The 22,922-nt window shown below is 38.7% G+C and carries 21 protein-coding genes and 1 riboswitch; of the genes, 14 read left to right on the top strand and 7 right to left on the bottom strand.

Features of this window, described 5'->3' with window-relative positions:
- Positions 1-31 precede the first annotated feature (31 nt).
- The 13 genes from fadH (at position 32) to ACIQVU_RS04015 (ending at position 15,378) form a co-directional block, all read left to right on the top strand.
- Positions 32-799, top strand: coding sequence for a 2,4-dienoyl-CoA reductase (fadH, locus tag ACIQVU_RS04075; RefSeq protein ID WP_340804514.1), 768 nt, complete (start codon positions 32-34; stop codon positions 797-799).
- 62 nt (positions 800-861) lie between these two features.
- Complete coding sequence (locus ACIQVU_RS04070; RefSeq protein WP_340804515.1) at positions 862-1,101, top strand: short-chain dehydrogenase; 240 nt, start codon at positions 862-864, stop codon at positions 1,099-1,101.
- A gap of 219 nt (positions 1,102-1,320) precedes the next feature.
- A complete protein-coding gene (cbpB, locus tag ACIQVU_RS04065; RefSeq protein ID WP_340804516.1) occupies positions 1,321-1,761 on the top strand; it encodes a cyclic-di-AMP-binding protein CbpB in 441 nt (146 codons plus the stop codon).
- 68 nt (positions 1,762-1,829) lie between these two features.
- Positions 1,830-2,717 carry a transcriptional regulator CcpC gene (locus ACIQVU_RS04060; RefSeq protein ID WP_340808527.1) on the top strand — a complete coding sequence of 296 codons (888 nt, stop codon included), beginning with the start codon at positions 1,830-1,832 and terminating at the stop codon, positions 2,715-2,717.
- Positions 2,718-3,049: 332 nt separating this feature from the next.
- On the top strand, positions 3,050-3,223 hold the full coding sequence (locus ACIQVU_RS04055) for a hypothetical protein (RefSeq protein ID WP_402893980.1): 174 nt from the start codon (positions 3,050-3,052) through the stop codon (positions 3,221-3,223).
- A 300-nt stretch (positions 3,224-3,523) separates the two neighbouring features.
- Complete coding sequence (locus tag ACIQVU_RS04050) at positions 3,524-5,914, top strand: DUF7408 domain-containing protein (protein ID WP_402893977.1); 2,391 nt, start codon at positions 3,524-3,526, stop codon at positions 5,912-5,914.
- Positions 5,914-6,849 carry an ABC transporter ATP-binding protein gene (locus tag ACIQVU_RS04045; protein ID WP_340804519.1) on the top strand — a complete coding sequence of 312 codons (936 nt, stop codon included), beginning with the start codon at positions 5,914-5,916 and terminating at the stop codon, positions 6,847-6,849. Before ACIQVU_RS04050 ends, ACIQVU_RS04045 begins: the two co-directional genes overlap by 1 nt.
- Positions 6,846-7,691 (top strand): ABC transporter permease, encoded by an 846-nt coding sequence (locus tag ACIQVU_RS04040; protein ID WP_340804520.1) that lies wholly within the window; start codon positions 6,846-6,848, stop codon positions 7,689-7,691. The genes ACIQVU_RS04045 and ACIQVU_RS04040 overlap by 4 nt, the downstream gene beginning before the upstream one ends.
- 12 nt (positions 7,692-7,703) lie before the next feature.
- Entirely contained in the window at positions 7,704-9,161 is a 1,458-nt protein-coding gene (locus ACIQVU_RS04035) for a hypothetical protein (RefSeq protein ID WP_402893972.1), read from the top strand.
- 11 nt (positions 9,162-9,172) lie between these two features.
- Positions 9,173-10,168: an AAA family ATPase gene (locus ACIQVU_RS04030; protein WP_402893970.1), complete on the top strand. Its 996-nt coding sequence runs from the start codon at positions 9,173-9,175 to the stop codon at positions 10,166-10,168.
- Positions 10,165-11,040: a DUF58 domain-containing protein gene (locus ACIQVU_RS04025; protein WP_340804525.1), complete on the top strand. Its 876-nt coding sequence runs from the start codon at positions 10,165-10,167 to the stop codon at positions 11,038-11,040. The genes ACIQVU_RS04030 and ACIQVU_RS04025 overlap by 4 nt, the downstream gene beginning before the upstream one ends.
- Positions 11,041-11,051: 11 nt before the next feature.
- Entirely contained in the window at positions 11,052-12,797 is a 1,746-nt protein-coding gene (locus tag ACIQVU_RS04020) for a vWA domain-containing protein (protein WP_402893967.1), read from the top strand.
- The gene (locus tag ACIQVU_RS04015; RefSeq protein ID WP_340804527.1) at positions 12,781-15,378 is read left to right on the top strand and encodes a VWA domain-containing protein; all 2,598 of its coding nucleotides are present in this window, start codon (positions 12,781-12,783) and stop codon (positions 15,376-15,378) included. Before ACIQVU_RS04020 ends, ACIQVU_RS04015 begins: the two co-directional genes overlap by 17 nt.
- A gap of 101 nt (positions 15,379-15,479) precedes the next feature.
- Here the strand turns inward: ACIQVU_RS04015 and thiW are convergent, their stop codons facing one another.
- From thiW to ACIQVU_RS03980, 7 genes are all read right to left on the bottom strand, one after another.
- Positions 15,480-15,983 (bottom strand): energy coupling factor transporter S component ThiW, encoded by a 504-nt coding sequence (gene thiW, locus ACIQVU_RS04010; protein ID WP_340804528.1) that lies wholly within the window; start codon positions 15,981-15,983, stop codon positions 15,480-15,482.
- Between the two features lie 92 nt (positions 15,984-16,075).
- Positions 16,076-16,183, bottom strand: a riboswitch (TPP riboswitch).
- 68 nt (positions 16,184-16,251) lie between these two features.
- Positions 16,252-17,448, bottom strand: a complete 1,197-nt coding sequence (locus ACIQVU_RS04005) for an MFS transporter (RefSeq protein ID WP_340804529.1) — start codon at positions 17,446-17,448, stop codon at positions 16,252-16,254.
- A gap of 150 nt (positions 17,449-17,598) precedes the next feature.
- On the bottom strand, positions 17,599-18,672 hold the full coding sequence (locus ACIQVU_RS04000; RefSeq protein ID WP_402893963.1) for an ABC transporter substrate-binding protein: 1,074 nt from the start codon (positions 18,670-18,672) through the stop codon (positions 17,599-17,601).
- Positions 18,669-19,466, bottom strand: a complete 798-nt coding sequence (locus tag ACIQVU_RS03995; RefSeq protein WP_340804531.1) for an ABC transporter permease — start codon at positions 19,464-19,466, stop codon at positions 18,669-18,671. Before ACIQVU_RS03995 ends, ACIQVU_RS04000 begins: the two co-directional genes overlap by 4 nt.
- Positions 19,463-20,272 carry an ABC transporter permease gene (locus ACIQVU_RS03990; RefSeq protein ID WP_340804532.1) on the bottom strand — a complete coding sequence of 270 codons (810 nt, stop codon included), beginning with the start codon at positions 20,270-20,272 and terminating at the stop codon, positions 19,463-19,465. Before ACIQVU_RS03990 ends, ACIQVU_RS03995 begins: the two co-directional genes overlap by 4 nt.
- Entirely contained in the window at positions 20,262-21,368 is a 1,107-nt protein-coding gene (locus tag ACIQVU_RS03985; protein ID WP_402893960.1) for an ABC transporter ATP-binding protein, read from the bottom strand. The genes ACIQVU_RS03990 and ACIQVU_RS03985 overlap by 11 nt, the downstream gene beginning before the upstream one ends.
- Before the next feature lie 17 nt (positions 21,369-21,385).
- Positions 21,386-21,928: a helix-turn-helix domain-containing protein gene (locus ACIQVU_RS03980; RefSeq protein WP_340804534.1), complete on the bottom strand. Its 543-nt coding sequence runs from the start codon at positions 21,926-21,928 to the stop codon at positions 21,386-21,388.
- 380 nt (positions 21,929-22,308) lie between these two features.
- On the opposite strand from ACIQVU_RS03980, the gene ACIQVU_RS03975 reads away from it, so the two are divergent.
- Positions 22,309-22,851 (top strand): peroxiredoxin, encoded by a 543-nt coding sequence (locus tag ACIQVU_RS03975; RefSeq protein ID WP_340804535.1) that lies wholly within the window; start codon positions 22,309-22,311, stop codon positions 22,849-22,851.
- Positions 22,852-22,922: the final 71 nt, after the last annotated feature.

The following is a 22,922-nucleotide window of genomic DNA, read 5'->3' as shown; positions in this document are numbered from 1 at the left end:
CCATTCATTTTTAAACAAAGGGGGAAATGGTATGTTGCAGGGGAAAACCATTATTATTACAGGTGGATCAAGCGGTATGGGGCTTTATATGGCAAAACAGTTTGTGGCTGAAGGTGCAAATGTGGTAATTACAGGACGTAATGAGGAACGCTTAGCTGAAGCTAAAAAGTTTATTGCCGAGGCTGGATCATCGATTGAAACATTTCAAATGGATGTGCGAGTGCCAGAGCACGCAGAGGCAATGGTAGCATTTGCTGTTGAAAAATTTGGACAAGTGGATGGGCTTGTGAATAATGCTGCTGGTAATTTTATCGTGCGTGCAGAGGATTTAACACCAAATGGCTGGAAGGCTGTAGTAGATATTGTACTAAATGGTACATTCTTCTGTTCCTCTGCAATTGGTAAGTATTGGATTGAACAGCAAATAAAAGGGTCTATTGTAAATATGGTAGCCACATATGCTTGGAATGCGGGGGCGGGTGTTATTCATTCAGCCGCGGCAAAAGCTGGGGTATTATCCTTAACAAGGACATTGGCTGTGGAGTGGGGGAAACAGTATGGAATTCGCGTTAATGCTATTGCACCAGGCCCAATTGAACGTACAGGTGGAGCAGATAAGCTTTGGGAGTCAGAGGCGGCTGCTACTCGTACATTGGAATCAGTGCCATTAGGTCGTATTGGTACACCAGAAGAAATAGCAAATTTAGCAACATTTATCATGTCTGATAAGGCAAGCTATATGAATGGAGAATGTGTCACACTGGATGGTGGACAGTGGCTAAACCAGTATCCATTCTAAAATAATTGCATAATGCAGAGCTGGGTTGACGCATACTAAGGGAAAAGAAAGGAGTTTTGCCGATGGATATGTGGTTAATACCAGCTCTTATTGCAATTGTTATTATTGCTGCAATTTCGTTTGTATCGACATTAAAAATTGCAAAAATGACGTCTAAACGAAAATCAGAAAATGATACACCTATTTCAGAAACAGTTGAAGAATATGCAACAATGTTAAATCCAATTGTATGGGTGTATGCGATTTTTTTACTTTTTTTAGGGATTATGATTTTTTATTATTGGAGTAAGGCTGGCTATTAGATAGTGATAAACAATCCTCATTTCAGTGGTGAAATAATTGTAAAAAAATGGAACATCACTGAATGAGGATATATGTAGTTTTTGTTGAAGCTGCTCAAATAATTCATTGTTCCTGAAAAACTCTTCTCGTCCTGACCATGGTCATAGATAGAAAAACTATGATATGATGAAGGAGAAGGACTGTTCTGCATAGTGAGGACAGAAAAGGAGAAGAAGTTCATGATTTCAACTAACAGCAAAGACTTATTAGCAATGCCAATTAGTGATTTTATCATTTCCTCTGAAAAAGTCGCGCATGTACAAAGCGGAAATAGCGCTGAACATGCACTCCTTGTACTAACACGTACAGGGTATTCGTCCATACCTGTCCTAGATTTGAAATATCGACTTCAAGGTTTACTTAGCATAAAAATGATAACAGAAGCAATTCTTGGACTTGAACATATTGAGTATGAGAAGTTACCAGATATTAAAGTTGACACTATTATGGAAAAAGAAATCGCTGTCATAAAGTTAACGGACACATTCCAGCGTGCTTTAGATTTAGTGATTAACCACGCCTTTTTATGTGTAGTGGACGAAGATGGAACATTTGCAGGGATATTAACAAGACGTGTTATTTTAAAACAGTTGAAAAAGCATATCTATCAAAAAGAGTAATAGTTTAAGAGGGCGCTCAGATGTCAATCATGAGGCTCTCTTTGCTTGTATTGGAGGTTTATAATTTGATGGCAACAGAGGCAGAGATTTTAAAAATTCTTGCTGAGGAACGCAATATGCGGAAAGCGGCAGAGCGTCTATTTTTATCCCAACCAGCCCTTTCGCAACGCCTACAAACGATTGAAAAGGACTGGGGTGCACAGCTTTTTATTCGTTCACAAAAAGGCTTAACTGCTACACCTGCTGGCGAACAGGTTATTGCATATGCAAAGGAAATACTAGCGAAAAAAGAGGAAATTTACGAAACGATTCAAGCCTTAACAACGAGGGTCAATGGAACATTAAAAATTGCTTGTGCATCTATTGTTGGTCAGAACTGGCTACCTAAAATATTGAAGGATTTTGTTATGAAATATCCTGATGCCAAAATATCGCTTATGACTGGTTGGAGCTCTGAAATTGTTAGGGCTCTTTATGATGGTGAGGCACATGTGGGTATTGTACGTGGGCAGGTTGACTGGAAGGGAGAAAAAATACACCTTTTTAGGGATACACTTTATTTAGTAGATAAGGAATTGAATACAATTGAAGATGTACTAACAACAGAACGTCCCTTTATTCAATATAAAAGCGATTCCAATTATTATCAGGAAATCCAGCAATGGTGGCAGCAGCATTTTGCTTCAAATCCACGAAAGCAAATATTAGTGGATCAAATTGAAATTTGTAAACAAATGGCTTTAAATGGAACTGGCTATGCTATACTGCCTTCTATCACATTAAATGACGATGACCATATTCATAAAATTCCATTAACAAACAATGAAAAGGAATTTGGCATTACGCGAGATACTTGGCTAATTGGCTATGAGTCATCCTTTGAATTAAGACAGGTTGAAGCATTTGTTGAAGTAGTACAAGATCACGCGCGTTGTTTATTTGACTACACAAAATAAAATAGGCTGCCCAAAAAGTTGATGGACATCAATTTTTCGGGCAGTCTTGTTTATGATGCTGCAAAATTTTTCATTACTGCTGAAAGAAAATTGTATCATAATAACCAAGAGAATGTTCTACATAATAAGCTGTTAAAGAAACTTTTGGTCATGTAGAGATTGTTATTATGACATTGTATTTGAGTGAAGTAGCAAAGGGTATGGTTGATTTGGAGGAAGCTAAAAAAAGAGGAAAGGAGTAATTTGAAACGGAGAAAGTATATAGCTTATTAGAAAAGGTGTATGGAGAAATGCAGGAAGTAAAAGCGAAGTGCAAGAATTAAAAGGAAAAGTTGATAATATCGAAAAAAATGAATAGTCATTTCACAGGGATTGGCAAGAAATTTGAAGAGGTTGATGAATTGCGAAATCACGCTAATAAAGAGATGAGAGAAAGATTGGATTATGTTACATTAAAAATTGCAGAAAATGAGAAAGATATTATGTTTATACGCTACAATGAATAGATTATTGTAGAGGTATGCTGACAGCGCAAAGATGGGCGTGCTTTGCAGAGAAAACACTGTTTAAAAGGCATTCATCTCTTGCTTGACATGTCAGGTAGCAAAGCATTCGAAATGAAGGGCTTGAATAGGAAGTAAATTCCTTTCAAGCCTTTTGTTTTTAGGCGAACTATAGTCGAGGTCTATTGCTTAATTCTTAAGAGTTTATGAATATTCATGAAGATAGCGTAAGAAATGGAACAAAACACAATAGAAATCGTATAATTATGTAACCATCTATTTACATAAAGAGGAGTTGAGCATTTGAAAAAGATAAACATAACGGCACTGACCTTATTCATAATGATGATCATTAGCTTGATTATGCCTTTAACAGAGGTACATGCGGCTGCAACATTAGAGGTGAAGGCAACAGCCGGTATATCGGGGAAAGCTAAACATCAAACAGCACTGCCATTACAGGTGACGATCAAAAATAATGGCGAGGATTTTTCGGGAGATATGGCTATTAATGCTGCTTATTCATATGAGATTGCATCAGCATATGTTGTGCCGATTGATTTAGCAGCAGGTGAGGAAAAAACATTTACATTCTACTTAGATGGCACTAACTATGGTTATAACAGTGGCGATTTATTGGCCTTTTATCGTGGTGGCATTGAAAAGGGTGAAAAGGTGGAATATAAAGGGACTAAACAGTTACAAACAAATACTTTAGACCCTACCTCCATATTCATTTATACATTAACAGATAAAAGTGATCGTCTATCGGGGTATTTACAGTTAACATCATTTGCCCCACAGAATGATTTGGAAGTATTTCATCTTAATCAACTAGAAAATTATACGTTTCCAGAGAACGCACAAGGGCTAGCGATGGCAAATATTATAGTCGTTGATGAAGTAGCAATTGCTGATTTAACGCAAAAGCAGCAGGAGGCTTTACTAGGCTGGGTGCAGGATGGTGGTACGTTGCTATTAGGTGGAGCTGAACAGGTGAATGCAACAGCAGGTATTTTCCAACAATATTTACCACTTTCTTTATCACCAGAAATGACAACTGTTACTGCTGAAACATTAACAAAATTAACAGGTGGCGGTACTTTTACACAGCCAGCTTCAATGTATACAGCAACAAATAATGAAGGCAGTACACCAGTATTAACAGATAATGATACAATTTTAGCATCAAAGACAAAAGTCGGCAGTGGGGAAATTGTGCAAACAGCCTTTTCTTTAGGTGATCAACCGCTGGCATCTATGGATGGCTATACCGCATTAATCGCCAAAGTGGTGAATCTTCAAAGCATTTCTCAGCAAGGAGCGATGATGCAGGGGCAGCCTCCGCTTGAGCGCATGTCCTATGAGCTACGTGATGTCAATGAATTATTCCCATCCTTTGAAGTATCTGTGAGCTATATGCTAATTGTTATTATTCTTTATATTTTAATTATCGGGCCAGTTCTTTATATTGTGCTGAAAAAAATGGACAAGCGTGAGCATGCATGGTGGATTATTCCATCATTATCCATTGTTATATCAATTGCTCTCTTTATTATTGGTGCGAAAGATCGGATTGTTCAGCCACAGGTTCAACAAACAGCCTTTTACAAGGTCAATGAGGATAGCAGTGTGAATGGTTATTATTTAGCCTCTATTTTAACAAATCGTAGTGGGAATTTTGTTGTGCAAGCAGATCAACAAACAACTGCGGTTGCCACAAGAAAATCTATTGATATGACAGGCAATATGAGCAGTTTACAAGATCACTCATATATAAAAGAGCATGCCAATGGTTCAACATTAACATTGCGTGATTTAAGCTATTGGTCTGTTCAATCATTTGGCGGAAAAACATCCGCACAAAATATTGGCAAAATGGATATTGATATTACGTTAAAAAATAACAAGCTAACAGGTACAGTTAAAAATAACTTCCCGTTTACCTTAAAGGATGTCACATTAATTTCTGGTACAAAAGAAGTTAATCTAGGGGATATTCAAGCAAATGATACATTACAGGTGAACAAGGAATTTAAAACAACGATTTTGCAAAGCCCAGCTACATTTAATAATTATAATTATAGCTATCCAAGGAAAAAGGATGAGGTTGATCCGCTGCGTATTGAGCGAATGAAATCATTAGCAGTATCTCTTGTAGCAAATGATAAACAGCCAGCGCTTATAGCTTGGGCAGATCAGACGATTACAGGGGTTGAGCTGGAAACAAGTGCAAACATGTCACCAATTACAATGCTAATTCAACCATTTAAAGGAAATAATGAACTGTCAGGACCATTTACAATGAAGCGTAATAACTTTACGTATACCGTAAATTCATTATCAACAAGTGGCTATGCTGATCAAATAGATGGAGAGTTAAACCAATGGCATTTATCAGAGGGAGCGCATGAAGTAACGATTACGATGCCAGAGCAATTTATGGCTAGTGTGGAAACATTGAATGAGCTAACAATTGCAAATAAGGATGTGCAATATATGCAGCTATCACTGTGGAATAATGAAACAAATGCCTATGAGCCATTAGTCGATACTAAGCAAGTGCTGACAGAGCAAATCTCAACGTATTTTAATGCAGAGGGCGAGCTACGAATTGAAGTGCAATATAGACAAAATCCAGCTGGAGGACCAACAAAATTACCAGATATAGAGCTGAAAGGAGTGGCAAAATAATGATTGAAATTCATGATTTAACAAAGCGATATGGCTCCTTTACAGCACTGGATCACTTAAATTTATCGTTAGAGGAGGGCGTTGTATTTGGCTTTGTTGGAGCAAATGGAGCAGGTAAATCGACAACCTTTTCCATTTTAGCAACATTGCTATCGCCGACTTCTGGTGATGCGCTAATCAATGGCAAGAGCGTTGTCAAGGAACCGAAGGAAGTACGTAAGCAAATTGGTTATATGCCTGATTTCTTTGGTGTATATGATCAACTGAAGGTTGATGAATATTTAGATTTTTATGGCGCAAGCTACAGCATTTCTTTAGCTGAACGTCAAATACTAATTCCACAGCTATTAGAGCTTGTAAATTTAACGAATAAACGCTATGAATATGTGGACTTATTATCGCGTGGGATGAAACAGCGTCTATGTTTAGCGCGAGCACTTATCCACGATCCGAAGGTATTGATATTGGATGAGCCAGCGTCAGGGTTAGACCCACGTGCTCGTGTGGAAATGCGAGATATTTTACGCAATTTAAAGTCTATGGGAAAAACGATTCTTATTTCATCACATATTTTACCTGAGCTTGCAGAGATGTGTGATGAGATTGGTGTTATTGATAATGGAACATTAATTGCACATGGTAATGTAGCAGCCATTCAAGCACAGCTACAGGGTGAAAAGCGAATTGTCATCAAAGTGGTGGATCGCCTTGCGGATGTGCGTGCATTTCTAGAGGAGGACCCAGCGATCTCGTCTATTGATGTAATGGATAGCCGTCTAGAAATTGCTTTTAATTATCGTGGTACAGATGCGGAGCAGGTAGCATTATTGAAAAAGGCAATACTGTTGGATTTACCGATCTATGCATTAAGTGAGGAAGAGAAAGATTTAGAGGATGTCTTTATGGCGATTACGAAGGGAGCGGACAGTCAATGATGGGAAAATTGTATAATCCAGTGCTCGTCAAGGAATTGAAGTTACGCTTCCGTTCTTTTAAAAGCTTTTCAGGCTTAATGTTTTACTTAGCTGTTATTTGCTTATTTGTGGCAGGTTTTTTATTGCTAACAACTGAGTTTACTGGTAGAGGATTTTTTAGACCAGAAATGAGCTTTATCATGTTTACGATTTTAACAATTTTGCAAATGGCACTAGTGCTTTTTATTACACCTAGTTTAACAGCAGGAGCAATTAGTAGTGAACGTGAAAAGCAAACATTGAATATTTTATTAACAACAACACAAAGCTCTACGCAAATTATTGTTGGGAAATTACTATCCTCTGTTGCATTTCTAGTGTTGATGTTAATTGCAGGGTTGCCACTCTATAGCCTAGTATTCTTATTTGGTGGTGTTTCGCCTTCACAGCTTGCATCTATTGTATTCTTTTATTTAGTGACAGTCGTAGCGATTGGTAGTGTTGGTGTGATGTTTTCAACCATTACTAAAAGGACAATCGTTGCAATGATAGCCACATACGGTTCTATTATTTTTTTAGGTGGGATTACAGCCTTTTTCTTCTTTTTAACAACGGCCTTCCATCAGATGGGGAATCCCTCTGGGGCAGGTACTTCCTTTATGACCTATTTTTGGGCGGCTATTAATCCTGGTGCACTGATGTTAACGCTGGTGTCTTCAGATATGGACAATGCATTGGCAGAGCTCTCAGGTGTGGAATTGCCTGTATGGGTTACGTATTTAATTGTTTATATAGTAATAATTATCTTTTGCTTAGCCATTGCGATTAAAAAATTGCGTGCCAATATGAAAAGTAACCGATGAGGAGGAATGATGATGGAGCGTCGTAAGCAATTACAAAAATATATTCAGCGTGCAAAGCTCAGCTTAATAGTTGAACGAAGCATTCCTATTGTACAGTATGGTTTGTTTTTAGCATTGCTTGCGAGTGCTTCACTCGTTGCTCTTTCGCGATTATTTGTCTGGCCCTATTATCGCCAAATAGCGTTTGCTGTTTTTGTGCTTGTGCTTATTGCAACCGTTGTTTATCTATGGTGGAAGCGTGTAAAGGAGCAAGAGGCTTTGCACACGCTGGATCACTATTTTCCACATAATGAGCTTGTAACAGCATTATCCTTTAAAGATAATGAGGACCCACTTGTACAAGCTTTACTCACAAAGGCTATCCAAAATATTGAAAAGGCATTTATAAGCTTTAAGGCGCGTAAAAAATCTTTATTTCGTCCTAAAGCATTGCTTGGCTTATTTATAGCAACAGTTGTATTAGCTATGCTTCATCTATTCCCAGCAGCTACGCAAATTGAAGCCATTGAGGTTGAAAAAGAGCAGGCTGTTATTGAGGATATAAAAAAAGAAGTTGCTGAGCTAGAGAAAAAAGCGCAAACAAAAGAAGTAAAAGAGCAATTACAAGAACTGCAAAATACGTTAAAAGAGTCAGAAACAGCAGAAGAGGCATTGCGAGAGCTGGTGAAAAAGCAAAAGGAGCTAGCTTTAAAGGAACAACAGTTAAAGGATAAGCAAACAGCAAATCACGAGGGTGTCAGTGAAGAGCAAGGCTTATCAAAGGAAGAGATTGAACAGCTAAAGGAACTTGCACAAATGCAACAGGAGTTAACTGACAATGCAAGTACTACACAAACAGCTATGAGCAAGCTTGGTAAGCCAGCAAGCAGCTCCTTACAAAATGCAATTGCCAGCGCTAATAATGCAGCAGGTAGTAATCAACAAAATAACGCACAAAACAATCAGCAAGCAGCTCAGCAGTCTTCTAGCCAGTCACAGTCAGGCAATCAAGCAGGGCAAGCCAATCAAAATAATGGGCAAAATGGTTCACAGCAACAAAGTGGTCAAGGGCAGGGCTCAAGCCAAAGTCAACAGCAAGGACAGAGCAATGCACAAGGACAAGGTAATGGACAAAGTCAAGGGCAAGGTAACGGCTCAGGTTCAGGCAATGGAGCTGGTTCAGGGCAGGGCAGTGGTCAAGGACAGGGCCAAGGAGCTGGTAGGGGGCAAGGCGGTCGCGATTTATTAACAACGCCTGATCGTCTTGGTGGATCAAGTGAAACATCTGTGGATGGTGGGGCATTAGGGGATGGTACTCATGTTTCTGAACAACAAGGAAATGGTCCAATAACAAAGGGCTCCATCCGACCCTATGAAGAAGTAATTGGCTCCTATAGAGATAGTTATTTAGAAAGCTCAGAGCGTTTACAGCTACCGAAGGATTTACAAAATGTTGTGCAATCGTATTTCACGTCAATTGAGTCGCAGTAGGAGGAAAAAAGATGGCATTTACAGAGCAGCAGTATATAGATATGAGTGTGAAATTACAACAAGTAAAAGAAGAAATCCATCGCTTTATTGTTGGGCAGGAGGAGGCGATTGATTATACATTGTATGCCGTGCTAGCAGATGGTCATGCATTGCTAGAGGGGCTACCTGGCTTAGGGAAAACAATGCTGATCCGTACAATTTCTGAAGTGCTTGATTTATCGTTTTCACGTATTCAATTTACCCCTGACTTAATGCCTGCGGATATTACAGGAACAAGTATGATTGAGCGAACACCAGATGGTAAGCAGCAATTTACATTTCAGCCTGGCCCTATTTTTAGTCAGATGGTGTTAGCGGATGAAATTAACCGAGCAACACCCAAAACACAAAGTGCATTGCTAGAAGCAATGGGTGAAAAAACGGTGACGATTTTAGGCGATACGAAAAAGATGGCAAGACCATTTTTTGTATTAGCAACGCAAAATCCAATTGAAATGGAGGGAACATATCCATTACCTGAAGCGCAAATGGACCGTTTCCTCTGTAAAATTCTTGTTCCATATCCTGAAAAGCATGAGTTAATGGAAATTATGAGGCGTACAACAGGTGCTCAGGACATTGGTTTACAGAAGCTAATGAATACAGAGGGACTTCTTGAGGCACAGCAAATGGTGAAAGAGGTGCTTGTTGCAGATGAAATGCTGGAATTTGCAACGGATTTAGTGGTAGCCACACATCCTGAAAGACCTGATGCCCTTGAGATAGTGAAGCAATATGCCATGTATGGCAGTGGTCCACGAGGCTTGCAAAGCTTAGTTAAATTAGCAAAAGCACGAGCATTAATGAATGGACGCTTCCATGTTTCGGTTGCTGATATTAAATCTGTTGCTAAGCCAGTATTACGTCATCGGATGCTGTTGAATTATGAAGGGGAGGCTTCAGGAAAAACAGCAGATGATGTGATTGACGTTATTTTAGAACAGGTACAGCAAGGTGTAAGCAAGTGACAGTCAATTATTTATTGCCTGAAGACTGGCTAGCCAAAATTAGCCGCTTTCAAGTAGCAACGGCCTCCAAATTACGTGGGCAGCATAAAGGCTCACACCGTTCGCAACGCTTTGGGGCATCCCTTGATTTCTCGGATTTTCGAGAATACCATTTAGGTGATGATGTACGTCAAATTGATTGGAACGTCTTTGCAAGAACGGATAAATATTTTATTAAACGCTTTTTAGATGAGCAGGAGATGCGCGTACATATTTTACTCGATGCGACAAAATCAATGGCGGAGGATGCCAAGTGGTTATTTGCTCGTCAAATAGTCGCCTCGCTTGGGTTAATGGTACTTGGTCGAGATGATCGCTTGTCTTTTTCATTTGTTCAGGATGAAATAACACCACCATTTCGCCGCAAAGGCTCCATGTATCGACGTGCTTTCTTACAAATCGTAACAGATATTGAGAAAGCAAATTATGCGGGGGGCTTTGCGCAAGGGGCATTAAAGGTATTACCTAAAGATAGTACAGTGCTATTTATTGTTACAGATGGCTTGGAACCAATTGAGGAATGGGAGCAGCTACTAAAACGATTACCGCGCTATGCTGGCGATGTGCGTATCGTACAAATTATGACACAGGAAGAGCTTGCCCCGCATTATGCAGGCGATGTTCGCCTTATTGATCGTGAAACAGGTAATGATGTAAATGTTACAATGTCCTCCAAAGTAATAGATACTTATCATGCACGACGCTTGTTACATGAGGAGGAGCTGGATGCCATATGTCATCGTTTTGGCGTTCGAAAATTACAATTAAAGGTGGAGGATGGCTTGCAGCACGCAATCTTCCAGCAATTCGTAAAAGCACATTGGGTTAGGTGAGGTGAGCCGTATTGAGCTTTAGTCAAATAATATTTAGCTGGACGGCCATCATCCCGGTCATTGTCCTACTCTATTATTTCTTTCGTAAAAAATATACAGATCAGACAGTGTCATCGACATTATTTTGGTCTGAAATTATGCAGGAAACGCGTGTATCTCCTTATTTAAAGAATTTACAAAAAAATGCCTTATTTTATCTACAACTACTCGCATTGTTGTTGCTTGTCTTAGCGCTGATGAATCCCTATATCAAAAAATCAACCATTGTTGGGGCACAAACAATATTTATTGTTGATACTTCAGCAACAATGCTAGCAGGTAAAGGCACATCAACTTTTGACACGCATAAAGCAGAAATGCTGACGCTAATGGATGAGCTCAATGGAAGACCGGTTACATTAATTACAACTGGTGCAACGCCAAAAGCAATTTTACAGCAGGAAACAAATAGCAAGGATATTAAAAAAGCAATTGAAGATTTACAAGTCACCTATGAAACTGCTGAAATCAATAAGGCACTTGATGTAGCGCAAGCATTTGTGGGCGATACACCAACCTCTATTTATGTGTTTACTGATACACTTGATAAAAAGCAATTACCGATGGAAAAAGATTCGGTAAAATGGCTAGTAAGAGGTGCAGCAAAGGATTTAACGAATATTGCTATTACACGCTTTGCAGCAACAACAGATGGACAGACTGCAATGGCACTTGTACAGCTTCATAATGATACAAAAAAGGAGCAAAAAGTGACGCTTACCCTGCACGATGCAACGAATCATGAGCTTGTAGCAGATAGTGTTATTGTGCCACCACAGGAAACAATGACAAAAACCTATAAGGATCTACCATTTGACAAAACAATAACAGCTCATATTGATGCTAAAGATGATTATGCGATGGATAATAAGCAAACAGTTTTACTACAAACAACGACTGCAAAGCTAGTAATAGACCAAAGCTTACATCAATTGATACAAAAGGGATTTCAGGCAATTAATAGCAATTTGAAAATAGTGCCATCCTTACAAATAGCGGATAACAAGGATGCGACCATTATTACTCAGCAAGCAGCATTACTAGAAAAAATGGAAAAGCCGCTTGTATTATTTGGTCGTGATGATACTGAAAAAGTGACAGCAAGCGGTACAGTGACTATAACAAATGATGCTTTATTTGCTTTTAGTGACCTAAAGGATATTTATGTGAGCGCTATTTATCCGGGCTTTACTGATTATGAAACGATTGCTTCTATTGGGGAGCAGCCATTTATCCAGCGCTCTCCTAAAGGTGATATTGTTGTATTGGCTGATATTGCTGATACAGATTGGCCCTTGCATCCATCATTTCCACTATTTTTATGGAGTGTGGAGCAGCAGCTATCTGAGTCAACAGCATCACTTGGCATTTTTTCGCCGAACGAACAACGTGTAGTAGCATTAACGCAAGAAGACTGGAGTGTTTATTCACAACAGGATGAATTTCTATCCTCTGTGGCAAATGGTGTACTAACAGCACCGCAGCAACCAGGTGTTTATACAGTACGCTCAGCTAATGAAGAAAAACAATTAATTGTGCAATTACAAGCTCAGGAACGTATGATTGCACAGGGAACAAGCTATACACTTGGTAATATTTCTGATAATGGCAAGGAAGAAGTATCAAAGGCTTCCTTTGTGCCTTGGCTTATTATTATCATAGTCGTATTACTTGTTTTAGAGTGGGAGGTGCAACGACGTCGTGGATTTACGAATTGATATGCCATTAGCATTGTTGCTGTTACTTCCATTATTTCTGTATTTTGGATGGACTTACTTTCGTGAACGTCAGCGGCTGAAAAAAAGCCATCTCGTTGTGCTTATAATGCGTATGGTGGCAGTAGGCTGTTTAGTGTTTGCACTAGCAGGTCCCTATCTATTATTACCAATTAAAGAAGAGCAAATTGTTTATTTAGTGGACCGTTCAGCCTCTATGAATGGTACAGAGGATGAGATGGTTCAGTTTATTCAGGAAAGCTTACAGTCGAAAAAGGAGCAACAGCTTGCAGGGATATACTCCTTTTCTTCCACACTACAAACAGAGGCTATTTTGTCGAATACATTAAAGGACGTACCAAAGCTCACAACGATAACGGCAACCGATCAAACGAATATTGAACAAACGCTACAGCTTGCCTCTGGAATTATTGATCCGAAAAAGGCAACACGTTTTGTTTTGCTAACGGATGGTAATGAAACAAAGGGGGATGCTTTAGCATTTGCTACAAAGTTTAAAGGAGCCAATATTAGTGTAGATATTGTTCCTTTTAGTCAGCCAGTTACTAATGATGTATCACTGAAAAGCTTTGTTTCCCCACAAGTGGCATATGTAGGGGAGCAGCAGCAATTAGTAACAGAGGTTTATGCAATGGCAGCAGGACAGGGTGAGCTATTATTATACGAAAATGATGAGCTTATTCATCGTGAGGCGGTCGAGCTTGTAGAGGGCTCCAATGTATTTACCTATAAACATGCGGCAACTGGTGAAGGGCTTGTGAAATATGAAGCAGTTGTGCAAGTCGGACAGGATGCTATTTTTGAAAATAATAAATTAACAAGCGTTACAATGGTACAAAGTGAACCACATTTATTGATTGTCAATGGCTATGATACAGCCTCACCAATTGCAGCGGCACTTGGCAGTCAAGGTATATCCCATCATGTTGTAGCAGCAAGCAGCTTACCAAATGAACTCTCTAGCTATTTGCAATACAATGCGATTATTTTTGATAATGTACCCGGCCATTTAGTGGGCGAGGCAAAAATGAACGTTATTGAACAGGCTGTGAAAAACTTTGGTGTCGGCTTTACAATGGTTGGTGGCGAAAATAGTTTTGGCTTAGGTGGTTATTTTAAAACACCGATTGAAGCACTATTGCCTGTAGAAATGGAGATTAAAGGTAAGGAGCAGTTGCCATCCTTAGGGCTAGTAATTGTGCTTGACCGCTCTGGTAGTATGAGTGGCTCTAAATTAGAGCTTGCTAAGGAAGCAGCAGCACGTTCGGTTGAAATGCTGCGCGATGAGGATACATTAGGATTTATTGCCTTTGATGATCGCCCGTGGGAAATTATTGAAACAAAGCCTCTTAGCAGTAAAGAGGAAGCGGTGGATACAATTTTATCCGTTACACCGGGTGGTGGAACTGAAATTTATGCTTCGTTGGCACAAGCCTATGAGAATTTAGCAGATTTAGAGCTGCAACGTAAGCATATTATTTTATTAACAGATGGACAATCACAGCCTGGTAATTATGAAGATTTAATTGCGGAAGGCAAGGATAGTGGAATTACATTATCAACAGTAGCGATTGGGCAAGATGCGGATGCAAATTTACTGGAGTTATTGAGTGAGATGGGCAGTGGACGCTTCTATGATGTTGTAGATGAACAAACAATTCCTTCTATTTTATCTCGTGAAACGGCTATGATTTCTCGTACATATATCGAGGATAATCCATTTTATCCGACGATTTATAATGCGACGGGATGGCATACACTATTTGCTAATGGCGTTCCTCAAATGAATGCATATATTGGAACAACAGCGAAACAGGGAGCTACGGTGATTGCGGAAAGCGAGAAAGAAGACCCCGTATTAGCGCAATGGCAATATGGGCTTGGTAAAACATTTGCCTTTACATCTGATTCAACAGGTAAATGGACGGGTGATTGGGCTAGATGGCAGGAGTGGGGAACATTTTGGCAAACGCTTATTTCACAAATGCTACCAAGCTATAATGATGTTGCCTATGATGTCAGAGTGGAGTCAGATGGTTCGTTTATGATTACAGATCCTACAAATGAAGCGGCATTTTTAGATATTGTAGCCGTTAATGAAGCAGGGGAGGAACTAGCAACACAGCTAGAAACGATCTCAACTTCTCAAGTTCGTGCAACAGTACAGACAGAGCCTGGACTGATTTTCTTCCGCATTGCTGATGAGGAGCAGGCCATTTATCAGGCAGGCTTAAGTGTTCCTTATAGTGCTGAATATGAGCTGCGTCCAGTGAATGAGTCGTTAGTCGAGGAATTAACAAAGCAAACAGGCGGTGCTACGATAAAAGAGCCACAAGAGGTTTTTCGTGACTTTACACAAAAGGGAGCGGATCGTCAAAACATTGCAACATGGCTTATGCTAGCAGCGATGCTGTTATTCTTTATGGATATTACCATTAGACGCTTTGGCTGGAATTTCCTTACTAAGCCGAAGCACAAAGCGTCTATTCCTGAACAACAACCCATACAGGCTGAGGATACAAATGTTGCACAGTTGTTAAAGGGCATGAAAAAACGATCATAATGATGAAAAAGAGCAGTGCAAAGAACTAGGATTTTGCACTGCTTTTTGTTGTTTGGGTGGGTGAGTGATCAAAAAAAGCGTAGCACCGCTCAAAAGGACAATTATTCATAAAGCGAGAATTTTCCATACCTTACGAGCGCCGTTTTTTGTAAGCTGCTTGCAATGATAACACCTAAAATAGCCCCAATGGTACTGGATGTTAAAAAGGCTGGCATAAAAAATAATGCAGCTACAGATGTTCCCATTAATAATTGGGCATAAGGTACTGCGATAAGTGAAGCAAGAATACCTGTTCCAATTATTTCGCCAACGCTAGCTAGCCACATTTTATGGCTATATTTATAGGCGAGCGCAGCACATACTGCACCAATAACACTCCCAGGAATAGCTAATAAAGAGCCTGTACCTGTAAAAATACGAATAATCGCTGTCACAAAGGCAATGATAACAGTTGGTACAGGCCCAAGCATAATGGCTCCAATAACATTGACTGCGTGCTGAACAGGATAGGCACGTGCAATCCCTGTAGGAATGGATACAAAGGTGGAGCCCGCAACAGCAATTGCTACCAATAAAGCCATAATCGTTAGTTTTCGAATGGGCATATCATTCACTCCTTTTGCGAATAGCCACTAGCAAAATAAAAAAGCCGCCTCCTTTAAACAATAGGAAGCGACCTTGCATATATATTGATAATAAGCAAGCAGCGCCACTTCCCTCCGCTAGTGTGAACTAGATCAGGTTCAAAGGGTCTGTATATCAACATATACATCTCAGCCTTGTAAAGACTCCCCTAGTGGTAATAGAATAATAATTTTAGTAGAACACCAATAATGTACCATATTCCAAAAAATAGTCAATAATTTTTCAGCATTAATGTGTATCGGGCTGCATAAGGTGTGGTGCTCTTTTTATTGTCCAAATTAGCGCAATAAAGAAGCAGGCTAATAAAATAATTGCACCAAAAATATAAGGGCTGTTCATATTCCAATCAAAGAGAATACCTGCTAATGCTGGGCCAATCATATTACCAAGGCTCATATAGGCATTGTTTAAGCCAGCGGCAAATCCTTGCTCATTGTCAGCAAGCTTAGAAATCAATGTATTGACAGCAGGTCGAATTAATGTAGTTGCTGTTGAGAAAATCGTTGCTACCACTAAAATAAGCGCAAATCCTGACACAAATAATATTAAGTAAATAGAAATGGATGCGACAAATAAGTTGATTAAGACAACCTTCATCTCTCCTAAGCGCTTAAAGAGTGGCGTAATCACAAACATTTGAACAACTACGCCAAATGCACCACCAACCACTAAAATAATGGCAATATCACCAGGTGTATAATTGAATTTTTCTGTAACAAATAACGATAGCGTTGTTTGGAAATTAGCGATACCAAAAGAGAATACCATCATAATAATGAGCATTACGAAATAAGGCATATGTACAGAACGAGCCATTTGCTTTGCAAGATTGTCTTGCTTTTGTTTATTTTGTACAATGCTTGGCTTTGTTGATGGCAGTAAGAAAAATGATAGCAGTGCTGCTAAAATAGCCGCAGTACCAGCTGTATAGAATGGAAAATGCAAGCTTACTTCTGATAAAAAGCCACCGATGCCAGGCCCAATCATAAAGCCAAGTGACATAGCAGCACCAAGCATCCCCATTCCTTTTCCTCGTTCTTCATATGTTGTAACATCCGCAACAAAAGCCATAATAGGAGGGGCTACAAATGCAGAGCCAAGACCGCCTAAAAAACGGGCAACAAAGAGCATCCATACGTCTGTAGAAAGTCCAAAACCAATTTGTGCAAGACCTGATAGGATAAGACCAAAAATAATTAAATTTTTGCGACCATACTGATCTGAAAGATTCCCAGCAATCGGAGAAAATACAAATTGTGCTAAGGCGAATGTTGCAATTAACATACCAAGAACTTGTCCTGCTGCACCAAATATTCTTAAATACTCTGGCATAACAGGGATAATAATACCAATACTCCCCATTGTGATAAACATATTAAACATTAAAAGATATAAAGCCGCCTTATTGGACTTTTGCTGGGTCATCAAATAACTCTCCTTTTTATCACCAAATATACTACAGTCTATCATAAGCGAACCTGTCATTGTATCGGTTGAAAGTCTGAAATGATAGTTTCTATCAAGCAAAAGGTCTGTCGTGAGCATAAAGCTACTTCGACAGACCTTTTACAATTGTTAACGAATACTCATTTTAAATTCTAAAAACAATTCATTATATTTCCCTAAATAATCAGGTCCTAAGTTTTTATAGACCTCTAATGTATCACGTTGCTCCTCAGAAGGGTAGTAGCGTTCATCTGTGACAACCTCTTCATCCATTAAGTCCATAGCAGCAATATTTGGTGTAGAGTAGCCTACATAATCAGCGTTTCGAGCACCAGCATCAGCACTTAACATAAAATTAATAAAAGCATGTGCCCCATCGATGTTTTTCGATGTTTTTGGAATAACCATATTATCAAACCATAAATTTGAGCCTTCCTCAGGTACTGCAAAGTCTAGCTCCTCATTTTCAAACATCATATCAGCAGCTTGCCCAGACCAAGTAAGGGCTACGGTTGCTTCATTATTAATCATCAGTGGTGTGATTTCATCACCGATAATTGCCTTCACATTTGGAGCAAGTGTAATTAGCTTATCAGTAGCCTGACGCAGCTCATGGTCATCTAATGAATTTAATGAGTAGCCAAGACTATTTAAGCCCATCCCAATGACTTCACGAGCACCATCCACTAAAAAGACTTTACGCTTTAAGGAAGGGTCCCATAAATCTTCCCAAGAGGTAAAATCTAAATCACCCACAAGGCTTGGATTGTAAACAATGCCTACCGTTCCCCAGAAATAAGGGATTGAATATTGATTGTTATCGTCAAATGGCAAATCTAAAAAATAAGGGTCAATATTTTTTAAATTAGGGAGCTTTGTTTTATCTAAAGGAATCAATAAATTTTCTTCCTTCATTTTTTCAATCATATACTCAGAAGGGACGGCAATATCATAAGCTGTGCCACCTTGCTGAATTTTCGTCATCATTGCTTCATTGGAATCGAAGGTTTCGTAGACGACATGAATGCCTGTTTCTTCTTCAAATTCTTTCAATAAATCAGGGTCAATATATTCGCCCCAGTTAAAGATGGTTAATGTGTTTTTGCCACCTTTACCGCCACCTGCGCTTAAAGCATCAGCAGCATAAAATAACAGAGCTGAAACAACAAGGATGGCAATGGTTGCTTGAATTAATGACTTCATTGTTGTCCCTCCGTTCTTTTAGTTGCGCGGCTTGTGACAAAATAATAGCCAATTACGACTAGCACTGTAACAAAGAATACTAAACCTGAAATAGCGTTAACGGTTAGTGAAATACCTGCACGTGCCATCGAATAGATTTCTACTGATAATGTACTAAAGCCATTGCCTGTTACAAAAAATGTGACAGCAAAATCATCTAAAGAATATGTTAGTGCAAGGAAAAAGCCTGCAAAAATACCTGGCTGAATATACGGTAAAATAACACGCATCATAATATCTTTTTTTGTAGCCCCTAAGTCAAGCGCTGCATCAATTAATGATGTATTCATTTCAAGTAATTTTGGTAAAACCATTAAGACAACAATCGGTACACTAAATGCAACGTGCGCTAATAAAACAGAGGTAAAGCCTAATTTAATGCCAGCGATTGTAAATAAAATTAAAAAGCTCGCACCAATAATAACATCAGGGCTGACGATTAAGACATTGTTTAAAGACAGTAATGTATTGCGCATTTTTGAGTCTTTCACTGTGACAATGCCAATTGCGCCAAGTGTTCCTATAATAGTAGAAATCAAAGCAGAAAGTAATGCCACGATGACTGTATTAATTAAAATCACCAGTAGACGAGAATCCTCAAAAACAGCCTGATAATGCTCAAGTGTAAAGGATTCGAAGTGATTCATAGAGCCACCACTATTGAACGAATAAAAAATTAAATAGAAGATAGGCGCATACAGAACAATAAAAACAATTATTAAATAGACTTTGGCTGATGCAGACAGTTTGTTCATCGTACGCGACCTCCTTTATTTTTTTGCCCCGTAATTAGCATAATCACGACCATAAATAAAATTAAAAAGACAGCAATTGTAGAACCCATCCCCCAATTTTGTGTCACAAGGAATTGCTGCTCAATCGCTGTTCCAAGGGTAATAACACGGTTTCCAGCGATTAAACGCGTAATCATAAAGAGCGATAACGCAGGGATAAAGACAACCTGAATACCAGATTTCACACCATCCATTGTTAATGGCAAAATAACGCGACGGAAGGTTGTGAAGGCAGACGCCCCTAAATCACGAGATGCATAAATAAGTGTTGGATTTAAACGATCTAAAGCATTGAAAATCGGTAAAATCATAAAAGGAATAAAAATATAAACAGATACAAAGATAAAGCTAATATCTGTAAACAGCATTTGCTTCGGATCAAAGCCAAATACTTCGATAAATGCATTGATAGGACCATATAAACCAAAAATCCCAATAAAGGCATATGTTTTTAACAATAAATTAATCCATGAAGGAATAATAATAAGCAGCAACCAAAGCTGTTTATGCTTTGTTTTTGTTAAAAAGTAAGCTGTTGGATATGAAATTAATAGTGTAAAGAATGTAATTAAAAAGGCATACCAAAACGAGCTTACTGTCATTTTTAAATAGACTGATGTAAAGAATGCTTTATAGTTATCGAGCGTAAAATTGCCGTGTAAATCAAGTAGGGAATAATAGACGACAAGTGCAATTGGCGCAATAACGAAAAAGAGAATCCATAGCATGTATGGAAATAGTGCTGATTTCGATGTCTTAGTTTGCATCTTCATCATCTCCATACGATTCTAAACGTTTATCAAATTCTTCCTCTGTTTCATTTAAACGCATGACATGAATCGCTTCTGGGTCAAAGTCTAAGCCAATTTCTGTCCCTACTTCAGCTTTTTTCAATGAATGAACAAGCCATTCATTGCCGTCTTTATCGTATGTGGATAATTCATAATGTACGCCTCGGAATAATTGTGTATCGACTTTAACAACAAGCTTGCCTTTGTCGATTGTTGTCATTTCTAGGTCTTCTGGGCGAATAACGATATCGATTTTTTCGTTTGGCTTCATGCCTTGGTCAACACATTCAAAAATCTTCCCAGCAAATTCAACCTTGAAATCCTCAATCATGACACCATGTACAATATTAGACTCCCCAATAAAGTCAGCTACAAAGCGGTTAATTGGCTCGTCATAAATATCTACAGGTGTGCCAGATTGCTGAATTTGCCCTTCACTTAACACAAAAATCTCGTCACTCATCGCAAGTGCCTCTTCCTGATCGTGTGTAACAAAGACAAATGTTTTACCAAGGCGCTGCTGTAATTCACGCAATTCATACTGCATCTCTGTACGTAGCTTTAAGTCTAATGCCGACAGAGGCTCATCCAGTAAAATCACTTCAGGGTCATTGACAATAGCACGTGCAATTGCGACACGCTGGCGCTGACCACCAGACATTTCAGAAATTTCACGATTGCCATAGCCTGCTAAGTTTACAAATTTTAAGGCTTCAACTACACGATCCTTTATATCATTTTCAGGGAGCTTTTTAATGCGTAAGCCGAATGCTACATTTTCAAAAACATTCAGGTGCGGAAATAGCGCATAATCCTGAAAAACGGTATTTACCTGACGCTCATTTGCAGGTACAGCATTGATTTTTTTATCATGGAAAAATACATCACCTGTTGTTGGCTCTGTGAATCCAGCAATAATACGTAAAATCGTTGTTTTTCCGCAACCAGAAGGGCCAAGAAGTGTATAAAATTTGCCCTTTTCCAGCTCCAGATTAATATTTTTTAAAACAACAGTTCCATCATCATAAGATTTTGAAACATTGTCAAAGCGGATAATTGTATTCGATGTCATCGGTATGCCTCCTTAAGCTATAAATATGAGTCTGTTGCAACGAGTAAAATTTTCGTTTCAGCAGCGTGTGCATTAAAAATTTGATGATGGTTTGTTGCGTCAAAATAAAGGGAATTGCCTTCACTAGCGATATACTGTTCATTTCCTAAAACAAGTCGAATACGCCCTTTGACAACATAAATAAATGTTTCGGATAGCGATGGTTCAAATTGCTTAAACTCACCATTGGCAGCAAATGTTAGGAAAATTGGCTCCATCTCTTTTTCATTTGATGTAGGAATAAGCCATTGAATTTTATAGTTTTTGTCCTCATCTGTATAAATGGATTGATCTTCTTCTGTATAAACAACCTTTTGTTCAGAGGATTCATCATCAAAAAATTCCTTTGGTGTTGACCCTAAAACTTCCAGTATCGAAAATAATGTTTCAATAGAAGGTGAATTTAAATCACGCTCTAATTGAGAAATATAGCCTTTGCTTAAATCTGTACGTTCTCCAAGTTCCTCTTGGGTAAGACCCTTTTTTAAACGAAGCGCTTTAATTTTTGCTCCTATTTGCATCTTTTCCCTCCTAGAAGAAGTTTAGCAATCATAAACTTTCAGAATATGAAGTTTACTTTAACGAAACTTTTAGTTTACTAAAACCCTTACAATTATACATAAGAATAAAAAATTTGCAATTACTTTTCGTGAAAAATACAGCATATTTACATACAAAGCAAAAGTTCGTATAATGTAGCATATTTTTGTCTAATATAGCTAATAAACAGTATAGAATCGACTATATATCATGGATTTGACGAATTTTTGTCAAACGATATAAATCATCTAAAAAGATGAAGTTTACTTGTTTGAAAAACGTCGGTTACTCTGCTATCGTAGAAGACGAGTTCGCTAGTGCGAATGGAATAGATAAACTACATATTTCGGAGGGATTTATTATGGCAGAACGCATGGTAGGTAAACAAGCACCTGACTTTACAATGGAAGCTGTACTTCCAGACAAATCATTTGGTAAAGTATCGTTAGAAGATATTAAAGCACAAGATAAATGGACAGTTCTTTTCTTCTATCCAATGGATTTCACATTTGTATGTCCAACTGAAATTACTGCAATGAGCGATCGTTACGATGAGTTCGAAGACTTAGATGCAGAGGTAATTGGTGTTTCTACAGATACAATCCATACTCACTTAGCATGGATTAACACAGACCGCACGCAAAATGGTCTTGGTGATTTAAAATATCCATTAGCGGCTGATACAAACCACCAAGTTTCAAAAGAATATGGTGTATTAATTGAAGAAGAAGGTATCGCACTACGCGGTTTATTCATCATTAATCCAGAAGGCGAACTAAAATATCAAACAGTATTTGATAACAATATCGGTCGTGATGTTGATGAAACATTACGTGTACTTCAAGCATTACAAACTGGCGGTCTTTGCCCAGCAAACTGGCGTCCAGGTCAAGCAACTCTATAAGCCAATAGACTTGCTGTATGATTTTGTACAAATAAAGAGTCCCCACGACACGCTTGTGGGGACTTTTAACT

Source organism: Lysinibacillus sp. NPDC098008, from assembly GCF_044760715.1.
Taxonomy (GTDB): Bacteria; Bacillota; Bacilli; order Bacillales_A; family Planococcaceae; genus Lysinibacillus.
This window is presented reverse-complemented; position numbering and strand designations above follow the sequence as displayed.

Coding starts and splice junctions, on each gene's coding strand:
- ACIQVU_RS04070 (WP_340804515.1), top strand. CDS start 862: ATGGATATGTGGTTAATACCAGCTCTTATTGCAATTGTTATTATTGCT.
- ACIQVU_RS03995 (WP_340804531.1), bottom strand. CDS start 19,466: ATGAACAAACTGTCTGCATCAGCCAAAGTCTATTTAATAATTGTTTTT.
- ACIQVU_RS03975 (WP_340804535.1), top strand. CDS start 22,309: ATGGCAGAACGCATGGTAGGTAAACAAGCACCTGACTTTACAATGGAA.
- ACIQVU_RS04040 (WP_340804520.1), top strand. CDS start 6,846: ATGATGGGAAAATTGTATAATCCAGTGCTCGTCAAGGAATTGAAGTTA.
- thiW (WP_340804528.1), bottom strand. CDS start 15,983: ATGCCCATTCGAAAACTAACGATTATGGCTTTATTGGTAGCAATTGCT.
- cbpB (WP_340804516.1), top strand. CDS start 1,321: ATGATTTCAACTAACAGCAAAGACTTATTAGCAATGCCAATTAGTGAT.
- ACIQVU_RS04045 (WP_340804519.1), top strand. CDS start 5,914: ATGATTGAAATTCATGATTTAACAAAGCGATATGGCTCCTTTACAGCA.
- ACIQVU_RS03990 (WP_340804532.1), bottom strand. CDS start 20,272: ATGCAAACTAAGACATCGAAATCAGCACTATTTCCATACATGCTATGG.
- ACIQVU_RS04060 (WP_340808527.1), top strand. CDS start 1,830: ATGGCAACAGAGGCAGAGATTTTAAAAATTCTTGCTGAGGAACGCAAT.
- fadH (WP_340804514.1), top strand. CDS start 32: ATGTTGCAGGGGAAAACCATTATTATTACAGGTGGATCAAGCGGTATG.
- ACIQVU_RS04030 (WP_402893970.1), top strand. CDS start 9,173: ATGGCATTTACAGAGCAGCAGTATATAGATATGAGTGTGAAATTACAA.
- ACIQVU_RS04005 (WP_340804529.1), bottom strand. CDS start 17,448: ATGACCCAGCAAAAGTCCAATAAGGCGGCTTTATATCTTTTAATGTTT.
- ACIQVU_RS03980 (WP_340804534.1), bottom strand. CDS start 21,928: ATGCAAATAGGAGCAAAAATTAAAGCGCTTCGTTTAAAAAAGGGTCTT.
- ACIQVU_RS03985 (WP_402893960.1), bottom strand. CDS start 21,368: ATGACATCGAATACAATTATCCGCTTTGACAATGTTTCAAAATCTTAT.
- ACIQVU_RS04000 (WP_402893963.1), bottom strand. CDS start 18,672: ATGAAGTCATTAATTCAAGCAACCATTGCCATCCTTGTTGTTTCAGCT.
- ACIQVU_RS04035 (WP_402893972.1), top strand. CDS start 7,704: ATGGAGCGTCGTAAGCAATTACAAAAATATATTCAGCGTGCAAAGCTC.